This window comes from Methanobrevibacter ruminantium M1, from assembly GCF_000024185.1.
GTDB classification, from domain to species: domain Archaea; phylum Methanobacteriota; class Methanobacteria; order Methanobacteriales; family Methanobacteriaceae; genus Methanobrevibacter; species Methanobrevibacter ruminantium.
Genome location: NC_013790.1, coordinates 644,236 through 659,054, shown reverse-complemented (window position 1 = coordinate 659,054; position 14,819 = coordinate 644,236). Strand labels below are relative to the sequence as shown.

The window sequence follows — 14,819 nt, the reverse complement described above, 5'->3', positions numbered from 1 at the left end:
GTATTTTAGATTACATAAAACAATCAAAAGTGATTCGATGAAAGAAACTAAAAAAATAAAAAACATTGTCATTGGAGCAGGCCCTGCAGGAAGACTTGCTTCATTTGAACTTGGAAAATTAGGTGAGGAAACCTTACTAATTGAAAAGAAATACATTGCAGGGACTTGCCTTAATGAAGGATGCATGGTTGTCTGTGCATTGACTGACATCAGCCGCTTTTGGAAGAATTGCCAAAGATTTTCCGAAATGGGATTGGTCAATGGACTTTTAGAGTTGAACTACAATTCCATATGTGAAAACATTAAAAAGACCCAAAAATTCCTTCGTAAACTTAACCAAGAAGAAAATGAAAGCGTGAGCAATAAAGTTCTCTATGGAGAAGCTAGTGTAGAAGTGGATGAAGATGAGAAAATCATCGTTACCGTCAAATTGGACAATGACAACGAGCTTCAAAAAGAGGAGTACAAGGGAAAAGAAACTTTGAGCTTTGAAGCAGAAAATTTACTCATAGCCACTGGAGCAAGGCCATTCATTCCAAATATCCCTGGAGCAGAATATGCCCTAACAAGCAGTGATGTAATTAATCTAGATGAAGTTCCTCCTAAATTAAACATAGTTGGAGGAGGAATAATTGCAACTGAGCTTTCTAACATCTTTTCAAGCTTTGGAAGCGAGGTAAAAATCATTGCAAGAAGCGAAATTCTAAAAGACCTAGAGCCTGAAATCAAAAGTTATGTAGTCAAAAAGATTATCAATGATGTTGAAATCCACGAAAACACCAATGTCCTAAAGATTAACGAAGACTCAATCGAAACAGATAATGGAGAATTTGAAGGCAAAACATTAATAGCCACCGGAAGAGTCCCTAATTCTGAAATACTAAAAGGACTTGTGGATTTGAATGAAGACGGTTCAATCAAGGTCAACGAATTCTTCCAAACATCAAAACCCCATATCTATGCAGCAGGAGATGTCACCGGAGGAATAACCTTAACCCCATATGCTAGAAAAGAGGGAATTTCAGCAGCAAGAAATATGGCTGGATACTTGAATAAATTTGAAGAGATGATTGTTCCCCAATCTTTAACTCTAGATTTGGATGTGAGCTTCACTCAAAAGACAGATAAAGAAGCAGACCCAGATAAGATTGAAGATGTAATCATCCCAGGCCTTGGAGGACCTCATGCATTTTGGAGAATTCTAAGAGGAGAAACAGGCCTTACAAAGATTTCATTAAATACCGAAACCGATGAAATTGTAAGAGCAAGCCAGATATCCCCATCTTCAATTGATGATACAGCTTATCTTGCATTCCTAATGAATTTGGGAATTAAAAAAGAAGCATTTGATGACTTTTTAGAAGTTCATCCATCTACTGATGCTTATTATAAAATTTTAAAGATTATGTAAGTAAAAAGTAGATAATAAATGCATAAAAAATAAATTAGAGTCAAATAACGCTCTTTAGAGTAAAACTTCATAAAAAAGTTGAATTGCACTCGTTAAAAAAAAAGAATTTTAAGGATAAAATATTAATTATTTTATCCATTTTACTATTTTTATTAGTTTAAAAGTCAAATAACATATTAAAAATTTTGATCAAACTTTTTTTAAAAGTTTGAGGCTTATTTTAACCAATTAACCAAAACATCACTGCGTGGGTTTGGTTCGTTTTCTTCAACCTTATATCCTAAGGAAACACCGTATAATGGAGTATAACCTTCAGGAATGTGAAGCTTTTTCAAGTTTTCCTCAACGCTGAAGAATAAAGCGACAAGACCTAACCAGCAGGACCCAATGTCTAATCCTTCAGCTGCAAGAAGCATATTTTCAATAGCTGCAGAACAGTCTGCTTGCATATTAGTAGCATCTGATTTAGCAGAAACAAAAACAACAGTTGGAGCATTGTGCATTACATTTCTGCCAGATGCAGCGATTGCTTCAAGAAGCTCATCACCAGAATTAGTTAATATGCTGTGTACAGAATCATTGATCTCATCAAGAAGCTCCTTATTTTGAACTACAGTAAAATGCCATGGAGCCTCTCCCCTTGCAGTAGGAGCCATGATAGCTGCCTGCAATATCTTCTCAATATCCTCATCATCAATTTGCTCATCTTTATAAGCTCTTACGCCTCTTCTATTCTTAATTACATCAAAAACATCAGCCATAAAAATTCCTCTATCTTTTTAAATAAATTAATAAAATTTCTCTTTAAGTAACTAAATAAAATCAAATCTTTTTAAATAAGTTAATAGAATTATCTCTTTAAATAACGAAATAAAAATTAAATTTCATCAAAAAATTAAATAAATTTAGTTAAAAAGGGATTAAATTATAATAAATCTAATAAAACCTTCTTAAATCTGCACGTTTTGTTCTACTATCTTTTTGAACCACTTTTTCAAGGTTAGGAGAATAAGGATTATACAATAACCGTCTAAATCCAAGGGCAATCAATATCTCATTATCAACATCATACTGGTTTGATTTCAAGAGAATCTTTCTAAATAAGTCACCTAAACCTCCTCCAGTTAAGACATCCATAAATAAATCTCCAAAAGTAGGATTTGGAATATGCAATTTATTTATAAGGAATCTAGAGAGATTATATCTTCTTAAATATGCAATCAATCCAGTGGTTACAATGAATAATATTAAAGTTCCTATAAATCCGCCTAGAGCATAAAAACAGATTCCTAAAGATATTGCAAAGGTATGGTTACCTACCTCACCCATCATGATCTTTCCAGCGAAATCCAAAGGACAATAAGCTAGACATGTAACTAAAACAAGCAATGGATAGTAATATGGATGTATCTCTAAGACAGGACCTACTTGCATAATCACAACAGCTAAAAGAGTGAAGAAACTCATTATAATGGTTGTAGCTGCAGCAGTTCCCGGTTGCATATCTGCAATATTCATTGGCTGGATTAAAAGGACAACCAAAATAGATGAGACTCCCATAATAGGATATCCTAATCCTATTACACAAAGCATGCCTATTCCTCTTGCAAGCTGACCAATCTCAATCGGCAAATTAGCAATTGTTTTTCTGCCGATTATATCATCTATTAAGGCACATAGACCCATCACCAAAACAAGATTATTAAATCCGCTTGGCATAAAGAGACTGATAAGAATAAAAGGAACTATCCCAACAGCTCTAGGAGTCCCTCCTCGGACTGTTTCATATAGATTACCCATATATCCTCGTTTTCCCAAGAAACGGAACACTATACTTACGATCCCGGTTCCAAAAAAACATAATAAGAATACAATTAATAATTCGAAAAACATGTTAATAAACCTTTATTCAATAATTAAATTTTAAACTGTATAATTTTATAGTAAAATAATATTTATTAATTATAGTATAAATCTTTATTTAAAAAAAGCAAAATATAAAGTTTCAAACAAAGTTAAAAAAGAAAAATAAAAAAATAATATTTTTAACTAAAACCCAAGATAAAAAATAAAAAAAAGGTTAAGAAATGGCATATCTCAAGTTAGCTGCCATTCCACCAAGGGCTTCAAGCTGTTTACCCCCCTCATGCTGACTGCTGATTACCAAAACCTCACCAGACATGTTTTCAACCATATCCATAGAATCTTCCATGTTTTCACTTCTAACCAAATTATCCAAAACAAGTAGCTTCTCAATTGCTCCCATATTGATGGCTTCATGGACTTGCTTCTTTCCATAAACAACCAATGGAGAATTCATAGCTATCTCCTTTAAAATAGCATCTACAGCAGATATTTCATAAGCGACCCTATTTTCGGTAGCAAGCTTTTCAACGGTGCCCTTCTTTAATACCTCATTGATTCCTACACGGCCACCTGAACCTGTAGATTCTATGATTGTGTTTTTAGCCAAATCCTTATGCTTTAACTCCAAATACTTAAAGAAGTCATTCTTAAAGAATCCAGGACCTGCAAGGACAATGGTTTGAATATTATCAAACTTATTAATGTAGTCTACAATCTTTTCATAGAACTTTTCGATGTTTTTCTTCCTATTCTTATCAATTATCCTCTTTCCAGAGACATTTCCCATGATAGGACCATAATATTCGATTCCAAACTGTCTCATAAGGCCAAAATCGGCAACATCATCCTCAATAACCACAATGATTGCAGATAATTTTTTAGATGCTTCAATAGCTCGTTCAATACGTTTTAAGGCATAGCTGGACCATCTTTCCTTTTTGATTGTGATGGGAGTGTGAAGCTTGGCTTCGATGGTGTGGTGAGATCCTAAAGGAACAAACTCTTCAGGACCGCTTACAATTGATCCGATTATTCTTAATTTGCCTGTGAAAAGATGAAAACTGACATTCTTAACAGAAATTCCTAAGGTGAATGTCTTTTTAACCCCTCGGTCTCCCCTAATTAAATCTCCGCTTGTATCTTGAATCCTACGGGTAGTCTTAGAGTAGACTATGTCCCCTTCAGCTACAATATGGGACAAATGCCATAAGTCATCTAAAGTTTCAGGAAAAAGCTCAACAGTTCCTTTGCTCTCATCTTCAGAAGTCACTTTCATAAATACACCTTAAAACAAATTATATAAACAGTATTAAACAATATAAAATATGAATATCAATTTATATAAAATTAATTAACGATAGTATAAAAACTTTTTCATTAAAAAAACAGAGATAAAAAAATAAACTATCAATGAATTTTATTAACGATTTATAAGACCAATTTTTACAGGTAATTCAAATGAAAATAGGCATTATAGGAGGAACTAGAGGTTTAGGAAGAACCTTAGCCTGGTATTTAAAGGATTTTGACTTTGATGTTACAGTTACAGGAAGAGATTCCATAGTTGGAGCTCAAGTAAGCGAAGAGATTGGAGTGAAATACTCAAACAACAACAAGAAGATAGTTCAAGACAGCGATATAGTAATCATATCCGTCCCTATCTCCAGCACCGAATCAGTGATAGAGGAACTGGCACCATTCATGAAAGACGGGTCAGTGATGCTTGATGTCACCTCCGTCAAGGAAGGGCCAAGCAAAAAGATGAAAGAATGCTTGAGCGAAGGAGTGGAATTCATCCCAACCCACCCTGTCTTCGGTCCGAGAACAACCGACCTGAAGGGACAGATCATTGTCCTCACCCCAATTAAAAAGGGAAAATGGTATCCTAGAATCTATAAGTTCCTAGAGGATAAGGGAATGAGAATAATAGAAACCACTGCAGAGCATCACGATGACATGATGGGAATCGTTCAGGTCTTAACTCACTTCTCCTACATCTCAACAGCTTCAGCAATCGAAAGGCTGCAGGTAGACCTCAAGGACACCCAAAACTATGAAAGTCCGATCTATAATCTCATGATCGATACAATTGCAAGGATCGTATCCCAAAACCCATATCTTACCTATTCCATACAGCATGAAAACAAAAAGGGAGAGAAAATAAGACAAGCCCTATTTGATTCAATGAGTGAATTAAAGGATGCCTTAAGCAAAGAGGACGAAGAGGAATTTGTTGAAATTGCACTTAAGGCAACCAAACATATGGGAGACATTCAAGGAGCTTTAGGTAGGAGTGACAAGGCGATAAATGCCCTCACCCAAGAATATAACATATTGCTCCAATCCATTGGAGAGGAAGTGGGGCTTAAGCATATCTATTCCGATACAATCCATGTAGGAAAAATCAAAAAAATCGATTTGGATTTCCTATATCTTGAAGATGAAAACGGGAAAGTCAAAAAGCTTAAGATGTCTAATGTAGCGATTTTAAGTGAAAAGGAACTCTTTGAATGGAAAATAAACAATCAAAAGACCTATTCAAGAGACATAAGCGCTATGTTTACAAAAAATTCAAATCCCCATATCATTAAAGACACCTTAAAGCTGATGGAAGACATAATTGACGTGGAAATAATTGATATTTATGATGGAGAGCCTGTAAAGGAAGACCAAATCAGCTATACCTTTAAGATAGAAGCTCTCAGTATGGAAGCAATTAAAAACTGCAGAGACATCTTAATAGGATTTGGCGGAATCAGCAGATAAAAATTCTAAATAAATAAAAACATCAAATTTAAATAATTTTATCAAACTAAAAGAGAAAAAACCTTATTTTAAAAATAAATCAGGGAAAACAAAACCCTTATTCTAAGAATAATCAAGAAAATCTGAGGCTAAACCATGAAAATGATAAAGCAAACATTAGGCTTAAATGTAGAAGATAAAAAATACTACCTGAAGCTAATTATAGAGGCTGTATTAATCGGTTTATTCTCAGGATTCATTGTATCCCTGTATCGACTTGGATTAGACCACTCAGAAAGCATATTATCCTACATCCTAAAGTATATCCAAGGAGACTTGACCCTAATAGTTCTATGGTTTGTCATACTTGCAATCATGGGACTTATCACCGCCCTTCTGATGAAGTGGGACCCAGACAGCCTAGGAAGCGGAATTCCTCAGGTCATGGGAGAGGTGAAAGGATACTTTGATGTGACATGGTGGAAAACTCTAATAGCAAAGTTCATTGGAGGAACCCTTACAGCCCTTGGAGGACTTTCCCTTGGAAGGGAAGGGCCATCTGTCCAATTAGGAGCCATGGCTGCAAAAGGAGTATCAAAATACCTCCCAAACAGCAAGACTGATGAAAAGCGTCTTTTAGTATGCGGAAGCGGAGCAGGGCTTGCTGCAACATTCAGCGCACCTCTTGCAGGATTCATATTCACATTAGAGGAAATCAACAAGGGATTTGACAGATCAATCGTCCTTGTAGGTCTTGTTTCAGCAGTTGTAGCGGTTTTAGTATCCAATGTATTCTTCGGGCAAAGCCCAATCTTTCCATTTACATCCTTAAATCTTCCATTGGAATATTTCTGGCTATTAATCGTCCTAGGAATAGCAATTGGAATATTAGGATACATCTACAATGTAGGAATGATCAAGGCAGCTGAAATGTGGGATAAATTAAGTTTCCTCCCTCTTGAGATAAAATTCATCATAGTTTTCCTTGTAACTGGAATTGTAGGACTCTTCTTGCCTGAAGTGCTTGGAGGAGGATACTCTATGATGCACCTTATAGAGCTAAGCTTGCCTCCATTATCTGTCCTAATTGTCCTTTTGATTGGAAAATACCTTCTTTTAATATTCTGTTTCGGCTCAAGCGCCCCTGGAGGAATATTCTACCCTGTTCTTGTAATCGGAGCATATATCGGAGCAATATTCAGTGCCATCGTAATTCCAATATTTGGACTGAACCCATTAATCGCATATAAGTTCATTATGATTTCAATGGCTGCAATGTTTGCAAGCTCAGTTAGGACTCCAATAACTGCAGTTGTCCTTATTGCCGAAATGACTGGAGTTACAAATTCCATTGTTGCAATGATAGTTGTAGTAATCCTTGCATATATCATTCCAACCATTCTAGACAATGATCCGATTTATGAGACCTTGCTTATGAGACTCCTAAAAAAGAATAAGGGAATCGACTTTGATAAGACAAAAAGCGTATTGGAAGAGTATGTGGTTCCAATGGACTGTGCATTGATAGGAACTAAAATCTGGGAGCTTCCTATTCCAAAGTCAGCAATGGTGGTTTCAGTTGTAAGAAGCGGAAACACTCTCATCCCAGATGAGAATCTAGAGTTAAAGTATGCAGATGAGTTATTTATCATTATGAATCAAAACACTTACCCAGAAGACAATAATAAGATAGAATCATTGATTTACAACAATTGGAAAGAAGAATAGTCTTTAAAAAGAAAACACAAATAATTCCAATAAATAAAACTTTAAAAAAAAAAGAAAAAAAAGAAAAAACAAAAACTCCAATAAATAAAACTTTAAAAAAAAAAGAAAAAAAAGAAAAAACAAAAACTCCAATAAATAAAACTTTAAAAAAACAAAAACTCCAATAAATAAAACTCTAAAAAAAAGAAAAAAAAGAAAAAACAAAAAACTCCAATAAATAAAAACTTTAAAAAAACCAAAAACTACCAATAAACTAAAATTTAAATTATTCAAAAGAAAAAGGTGAAAAAATGAGAATAGCAGTTGCCACATCAAACGGAGAGGATGTAAATTTACACTTTGGAAAAGCCAGTTCATTATATATCTACGAATACGATGAAGAGAATGATGAAACAAGCTTTATAGAACATAGAACTGTAGAAATAGAAAAGGACAGCAAACACCAAAACCCAAAGATCATTAAGGCACTAGCGGACTGTGAAGTAGCAATCTGTGAAGAATTCGGATTTAAGGCATCTATCTTTGCAGAGGATGCTGGATTAAAACTTGTAAAGGATGAAGGAACCGTAGAAGAAGTTTTAAAGAAATACACAGATCATGTGAAGTTCCTAAAGAATGTTAAAATATAATTAGAATAAAAAAAAGAACTAAAAATGAGTTTAGATAAAAAATAACAAAAAATAGATTTTAGAAAATTGAAATAACTAATAATTAATAAAATAAAGATTAAAGAATAGACTATTTGCTCAATCCTTGAAGAGCAATAGGCACATATTCTTTAAACCTTTCATCATTTAGCAAATTGGTCTCTTCAACCAGATACTTACTTCTTAACTTATTATTTCTAGAGAGCTTCAATTGGCTTTCAATATATCCATCCTTTTCCACCAACCGAGCAAGACGCCTACCATATGTCAAGTCTGAATTGATTATCTTTAACTTCATCAACTCTATAACAGACTTATTTTCAAGATTCAATGATTCAACCATCATCTCCATTTCATCCAAGATAGATAAGGCCCAATCCTTTAAAACTACCTCTTTGCCATCCTTAATAAGCTTAACTCCATCTTCATATCCACATTCAGCAGTCTTTTCCTCATTATAAAGAGCATCTTCCTGCCAGCTTTCATAATCAGACTCTTCCTTAATTAGAAGATAGATCATAAACATATGAAGGAAATTCATATCATTCTTAATAAGGCCACATTTATAGAATGGATTAATGTCCAATGTCCTTATCTCCAAATACTGTATGCCGTTATTATTCAAGGAACCCAAAAGGTCTGAAGGGTTTCTTGGCTTCAATCTGATTTGAGTGTATAATTCCTTTGCCTCAGATAAATGTCCATTATCAATAAATGATTGAATATCTCTTGTAAACTCTTCAACAGAGGCATAACTTGGATACAAATGCTCTAAATTCTTATATCCGCAGGAGGAATTTCTAAATGAAGGCCCCCTATCACTATAGACGCTTCCCTGATTGTCCTTATGATTCATCAATTTCTGACAATCTAAAGTAAAGCTATTATGAACAGCAACAGAACAGCCAGTAAGATAAATAATAAGCCATACATAACGAATATAATTACGTGAAATCTTTAAATAAAGACTATCCTTAAATTCCTTATATGAAATCTTCTCCTTATCTCCAATGACACCATCATAGAAGCTTTCTATTAGCTCTTCCTTAAATGAAAAATTAAAGTGAATCCCTGAAATGAGCTGTTTTTTAAGGCCATACTTTTTAGCCAAACCCTTTCTATACTCCATAGATTCTTCCCCTAATCCTCTGCCTTTATATTTGGCTATAGGGATTTTATCAGACTCTGGAAGTATGCAAGGCAATGACTGAAACCAAAGATACTCATCATCTGATAGGGAACTGTTTACCAGATCAGACATGAATGAAAAGAATGAAAAAGCCTCATCTATTGTATCAAAGGCTGGAGTGATTATCTCTATTTGACTCTCTGAAAAATCAGTTGTTATATATGGATTTGTCAACTTATCTCCAAAAATCTCAGGATGCGGACTTAATGAGAGCTCTCCATTTTCCTTGACCCTTAAGCATTCCCATTCAATCCCAAATGATCCTTCTTTTAGCTGCTCTGAGCTCAAATTATTTTTAATCTGCGACAGATTAAATATTTTATCCATTTTATCTCCCCACTAAATGCATTATAAATTCTACCTAAATAAATAAATTTATTGTTTAATTCTACCCTAAAACATAAATATGCTCTTAAAACATAAGCATAATAACCATAATCTATTCAACTTCACCATACTCTTTAATAATCTCTTCCAAGCTTTTTCCACCATCTAATGAATCTAAAAGTCTTTTTCCAGGATTGGTCCTATTATTCAAATTATCATACAAAGAGTCTAAGAAAACTTCTTCTCCCAAATCTCTTTCAAGCAATCCTTCTTTTGCCAAGTCAAGAACCTTCAAAGCCAATCCATAAATCTTTTCCATATCAACGAAATCTGGAATTTCCCTTCTAATCAATAGTTTTCTAAGCTCATTTGCATCGCAGTCATTCTTATAAATGCCTGATTTTAAGAATAATTCATTCAATTCATCGGTTTTATGCTTTAAACCTACATGGAATGCTGCAACAGACATGGAATCCTTAATTGGCTGAGTACAAACGCTCCTATATTCAATTGTTCCCCTAAAGGTGAGATTGATAAACTTAAAAGCTCTTAAATATTGAATATCATCCAAAGAGGGTTCAAATTCCCTTTTCTTATATTCTCCCTTACAATAGTATTCTCCTGTTATCTTGTCCTTGCTGAAGAATTCCTTAAGCCCCATTGAAGGAAAATTAATATATAACCCATCTCTCATAACACAATAGATATTTAAGGACTCCAAATAGGAAAGCAGCTCATCAATGTCCTCAAATTCCTGATTATACATTCCAATATTCTTAGGATTTACGCCATGGGTACTGAATTCCCATAAGATATCTCTAAAGCAAAGATAGTCTTCATTCTCTTCCAAAAAACGGAATTTGAAAAAAGCAGTGCTTTAATCGGCTCTAATTTTGAAAAGACATTAATATTGTCCACCAATTCATCATAAGGAACATCCAATTGCACCTGAGATGCGCTTGAAAACATGCCATAAGCAGGATATTGGTGAAACTCCATTCCTACATAGTCAGAGGAAGACTTTAGATGATGAAAAAGCATAAGATACCTTTCATTTGGAATCGGAACCTCATTATTGTACTTTCTATATGGATTGATTCCCATTCCAGTCAATGTATGTCCATGCTCTTCAAACTTATCTTTAAAATATGAATAATATTTAAGGAAACGCTCATTTACAGAAAAAAGATTCTCTTCCTTTCCCATTGCAAATTCTATATTGTTATAGGAGCAGCCATAGCAAATTATATCATCACTAGCCTTATCTCTCAATGCATAGATGTTTCCATCATAATCTATTCCTTCAAGTTCAAAGTTATCAAATTCCTCACTGAAATCCCTAGTGACCTTATGAACAACTTTAAAGTCTACCGCTTCCTTGTTAAGATTGATTATTGGCATCTCTATTTCAATGCCTATGTATTCCTTTTTATCCTTTTTGGTAGGCTCTAAAAATGCTTGATACAATTTTTCTCTTAATGCCTCATCGCTAATACCATCTTTACACATAAAATCTCCCCTATACGCTAGCCCATTACCAAGCGTACTCCTCATCTGAATCTGTCTTTAATGACTCTAAGAACTTTTCAATGAATCTAAGCTGTTCCTCTGTTTCGAAATATTCATTTGAATGTGAATCGCTTTCAAACAATACGTCACCGTTAATGATTGAAAATGTCTTATTTAATGGAACCTCCTTCCAGTCATCATCATCCAATGGCTGTGTTGAAACGAAAATGGAATGGTCCTTCTTTAGATAATGAAGGGAATCCTTTAGATTAGTGTGAACATAGATCTGCTCACCATCTGAAACCATAAGATTTAACTTATTGGTGCAGGACATTCCTTTAATCAAGCTGGAAACTATATCAAAACGTTCCTTTAAGCTTAAAGGCTCTCCCTTTACAGATTCATAATTATTGATTGTATCTACAATATAAAGCAATATCCTTTCGGAATCTGTCTCCCCTTCCTCTTCTGTACTGTATCTACAAAGATCCTGGCAGTCAAAGATAGTTCCATTATGAATAAGAGTCCATCTCCTATCTGAATTGTCTTTCTTTACAAAAGGATGGCAGTTATAGAAATCCAAATTGCCTATCGTAGCCAATCTTATATGTGCAAGCATATTTTTACAGACTATTGGATTTAATAAAATATTTCCTAACATTACACTACTTCGGGCCTTTACCGGTTCTTTTCTTATTTGATATTTATCTGAATCTAAAATAGCCAATCCCCAACCGTGAGGGTGCTCTTCACAATGACTGAAAAATGTCTTTAAATAATCATTTAATTCCTCTTCCCTAGAGGATGAGAATCCAAATATCTCACACATATTTTTACCTCCATTAGTTTTATAACAATTGTTATATTCCTTATAGTATTTAAAATTATAGTTTCAAGGGGGCGATAAAAAGCAATTTTATGAACTTATATCATTCATAGGATATAAATTATTAAGCGAAAACAATTAATATCTCCCATAAGAGAAATCTTTTTAAAGCAACTAAAAGAAATTATAAAATCATATATTGCTTATAAAATATAAACCTTTAGACTATTTCAAAAATGATAGGAAAATTTTAAAAATAATATCCTAATCAAAAAGAAAAATTCCTAAAAGGATTATAAAAAATTAAAATTTTCAAAAATAAAAACTAAAATATTAAAAATATTTAAATACTATGAAAATTAAAACTAACTATAACCTTAATGGGCGGGTTTTAAACTTATTTAAAACTTTTATGATATTATTTTAAATTCAATGGATTGATTCCAGAGCAGGCAAACTATAGATTATAAAACTATATGAACTTATAATCAAAATTTATAAGTTATTTTCTATCTATTTTTAACAAAAGGCCACTTCAGATATCTTAAGTGACATTAGCCCATAACCTGCGATTTTTAATATTATATTTTTACTGTCTAAACTAAAATTAAGTTTGGATTATAAATTTAATCATAGCCCACTATTTTCTATCAATTCAATCTAGATTAGCCGTGGCTATGTTTTACTATAAAAACAAAACAACTAATTATTCTATAAGATAATTACGTCAAAAAAATAAGAGAGGAATGATATAAATGGCAAAGAAACAAAGACGTAGAGTACGTGACACTTGGAAAGAAAAATCTTGGTACACCATCAAAACTCCTATAGCATTCGGAGAAAAGGAAATCGGTACCACCCCTGCAAGAGACCCAGAACTTGTATACGGAAGAACTGTAGAAGTAACCATGAGAGAATTAACCGGAGACTTCTCCAAACAATACATCAAATTACAATTTGAAGTTGACAACGTTGCAGGAGACATTGCAAGCACCAAATTTACCGGACACAAGACCACTACCGATTATGTAAGAAGCATGATCAGAAGAGGAACCAGTAGAATCGACGCTCCGGTTATTGTAACCACCCAAGATGAACGTAAATTAAAACTCCATGTATTAGCTGTAACCACCAGAAGAGCTAAATCTTCCCAACAAAAATACATGAGAGAAACCATTACCGAATTAGTTAGCAATGTTGCTAGCGAAAAAACCTTTGATGAACTTGTAGAAATCTCTGTAAACGGTAGATTAGCTTCTGAAGTTTACCACAAAGCTAAAAAAATCTATCCTTTAAAGAGAGTAGAAATCATCAAAAGCAAAGTATTAGATTAAATAATCTAATATTTTTTTCTTTTTTTATTTATCTAATTTTAAACCTTTTTAAATAACATTATAATTAATCATTACTTATTTTTCATAAAACTTATTTTAAACCTTTTTAAATAACATTATGATTAATCATTACTTTTTTCATAAAACTTATTTTAAACTTTTTGAAACAATATAAACCACATATTACATATTCTATTTTTAAGATATATTTTAAACCTTTCAGAATAAGAGAAATAGCCACCATATTTTATGACATTGCAATAAAATCTACTTTTAAGACAATATTTCATAAGAATAAATTGAATAAAGCAATAAAATAAGATAAAATATTTAAATAACTTTATATAAATATTTAATAAAAATTAATTCAATTATTAATTGTTTAAAAAAACTATTTCAAAAAAGTGATTATATGAAAGAAGCCTTAATGATAAATTGGGGATATGTAGTGCTTCTTTTTATTTTAGGAGCAATAAGCTATAAAAGAAAAAGCCTAGACATGCTAGGTGCCCTAATAATGATTTTTATGGGAATAACCATCATCTTCTCAGCAGGAGTGTCATGGTTTATCTTAATCGTACTGTTCTTCATATTAAGCATAATGGCCACACGCTTTTCAAAGCCATACAAAAAGGAAATAGGACAATACGAAAAGACCAGAACTGCAAAGAATGTTATCTCTAACGGATTGGTGGCCTTCCTGATGGCTGCATTCGGAAGCTATTATCTGCCATTGGCTGGAGGATTTATCGGAGCAGTAGCTACAGCTACAGCAGACACATTAGCCAGTGAAATAGGTGTCCTTCAAGAGCCTCGTTTGATTACAAGCTTTAAGAAAGTACCTGCAGGCACAGATGGGGCAATATCAATTTTAGGAACATCAGCAGCGATTGTAGGAGCAGGAATTATTGGAATCGCTTCATTTTTACTTGGAATCATGCCAGATCCATTGATAGCAATTAAGATTTCTGTAATCTCTGGAACCGTAGGCTGCTTTATAGACAGTATCCTTGGAGCAGTCCTAGAGAGAAGAAACTTTATTAACAATGAGCATGTTAACTTGCTTGCTACCATCTCTGGAGCAATAATAGGTATTATTTCTGTAATGTAACTACCTATTAAACTTTTTTTTACTTTTTTTAACATTTTAAATTAATTTATAACAAATAAACACTTTCTACTCTTCTTTTAAAAATTCAAACACTTTAAATTAAACTTGAAAAAACCCCTTTTTACT

General features: G+C 33.3%; 14 protein-coding genes. 7 read left to right on the top strand and 7 right to left on the bottom strand.

Features of this window, described 5'->3' with window-relative positions; genetic code table 11:
* Nucleotides 1-37 precede the first annotated feature (37 nt).
* On the top strand, nucleotides 38-1,411 hold the full coding sequence (locus MRU_RS02395) for an FAD-dependent oxidoreductase (protein ID WP_012955274.1): 1,374 nt from the start codon (nucleotides 38-40) through the stop codon (nucleotides 1,409-1,411).
* A gap of 215 nt (nucleotides 1,412-1,626) precedes the next feature.
* On the opposite strand, the gene MRU_RS02390 is transcribed toward MRU_RS02395, so the two are convergent.
* The 3 genes from MRU_RS02390 to MRU_RS02380 all read right to left on the bottom strand — a co-directional run bounded on the left by MRU_RS02390 (nucleotide 1,627) and on the right by MRU_RS02380 (nucleotide 4,553).
* On the bottom strand, nucleotides 1,627-2,172 hold the full coding sequence (locus MRU_RS02390; RefSeq protein ID WP_012955273.1) for a nitroreductase family protein: 546 nt from the start codon (nucleotides 2,170-2,172) through the stop codon (nucleotides 1,627-1,629).
* Nucleotides 2,173-2,347: 175 nt separating this feature from the next.
* Nucleotides 2,348-3,304, bottom strand: a complete 957-nt coding sequence (locus tag MRU_RS02385; protein ID WP_012955272.1) for a hypothetical protein — start codon at nucleotides 3,302-3,304, stop codon at nucleotides 2,348-2,350.
* Between the two features lie 187 nt (nucleotides 3,305-3,491).
* Nucleotides 3,492-4,553 (bottom strand): mRNA surveillance protein pelota, encoded by a 1,062-nt coding sequence (locus MRU_RS02380; RefSeq protein ID WP_012955271.1) that lies wholly within the window; start codon nucleotides 4,551-4,553, stop codon nucleotides 3,492-3,494.
* Between the two features lie 182 nt (nucleotides 4,554-4,735).
* Here MRU_RS02380 and MRU_RS02375 point away from each other — a divergent pair, with 182 nt between their 5' ends.
* From MRU_RS02375 to MRU_RS02360, 4 genes are all read left to right on the top strand, one after another.
* Entirely contained in the window at nucleotides 4,736-6,043 is a 1,308-nt protein-coding gene (locus tag MRU_RS02375) for a prephenate dehydrogenase (protein ID WP_012955270.1), read from the top strand.
* 135 nt (nucleotides 6,044-6,178) lie between these two features.
* Nucleotides 6,179-7,750 (top strand): ClC family H(+)/Cl(-) exchange transporter, encoded by a 1,572-nt coding sequence (locus MRU_RS02370; RefSeq protein ID WP_012955269.1) that lies wholly within the window; start codon nucleotides 6,179-6,181, stop codon nucleotides 7,748-7,750.
* On the top strand, nucleotides 7,735-7,917 hold the full coding sequence (locus MRU_RS02365; protein WP_048812377.1) for a hypothetical protein: 183 nt from the start codon (nucleotides 7,735-7,737) through the stop codon (nucleotides 7,915-7,917). Before MRU_RS02370 ends, MRU_RS02365 begins: the two co-directional genes overlap by 16 nt.
* Before the next feature lie 123 nt (nucleotides 7,918-8,040).
* Nucleotides 8,041-8,379 carry a NifB/NifX family molybdenum-iron cluster-binding protein gene (locus MRU_RS02360; RefSeq protein WP_012955268.1) on the top strand — a complete coding sequence of 113 codons (339 nt, stop codon included), beginning with the start codon at nucleotides 8,041-8,043 and terminating at the stop codon, nucleotides 8,377-8,379.
* Nucleotides 8,380-8,488: 109 nt separating this feature from the next.
* Here the strand turns inward: MRU_RS02360 and MRU_RS02355 are convergent, their stop codons facing one another.
* The 4 genes from MRU_RS02355 to MRU_RS02340 form a co-directional block, all read right to left on the bottom strand.
* On the bottom strand, nucleotides 8,489-9,913 hold the full coding sequence (locus MRU_RS02355; RefSeq protein ID WP_012955267.1) for a glutamate--cysteine ligase: 1,425 nt from the start codon (nucleotides 9,911-9,913) through the stop codon (nucleotides 8,489-8,491).
* A 112-nt stretch (nucleotides 9,914-10,025) separates the two neighbouring features.
* Nucleotides 10,026-10,763 (bottom strand): hypothetical protein, encoded by a 738-nt coding sequence (locus MRU_RS02350; RefSeq protein ID WP_143714288.1) that lies wholly within the window; start codon nucleotides 10,761-10,763, stop codon nucleotides 10,026-10,028.
* Nucleotides 10,697-11,422 carry a gamma-glutamylcysteine synthetase GshA1 gene (locus MRU_RS02345; protein ID WP_012955265.1) on the bottom strand — a complete coding sequence of 242 codons (726 nt, stop codon included), beginning with the start codon at nucleotides 11,420-11,422 and terminating at the stop codon, nucleotides 10,697-10,699. The genes MRU_RS02350 and MRU_RS02345 overlap by 67 nt, the downstream gene beginning before the upstream one ends.
* A 25-nt stretch (nucleotides 11,423-11,447) precedes the next feature.
* A complete protein-coding gene (locus MRU_RS02340) occupies nucleotides 11,448-12,251 on the bottom strand; it encodes a class II glutamine amidotransferase (protein ID WP_012955264.1) in 804 nt (267 codons plus the stop codon).
* Between the two features lie 752 nt (nucleotides 12,252-13,003).
* Between MRU_RS02340 and MRU_RS02335 the strand changes: the two genes are divergently transcribed.
* Together MRU_RS02335 and MRU_RS02330 are read left to right on the top strand one after the other, a co-directional pair.
* Nucleotides 13,004-13,582, top strand: coding sequence for a 30S ribosomal protein S3ae (locus MRU_RS02335; protein WP_012955263.1), 579 nt, complete (start codon nucleotides 13,004-13,006; stop codon nucleotides 13,580-13,582).
* Nucleotides 13,583-13,994: 412 nt separating this feature from the next.
* Nucleotides 13,995-14,693 (top strand): TIGR00297 family protein, encoded by a 699-nt coding sequence (locus MRU_RS02330; protein ID WP_012955262.1) that lies wholly within the window; start codon nucleotides 13,995-13,997, stop codon nucleotides 14,691-14,693.
* The last annotated feature ends 126 nt before the right edge of the window (nucleotides 14,694-14,819 follow it).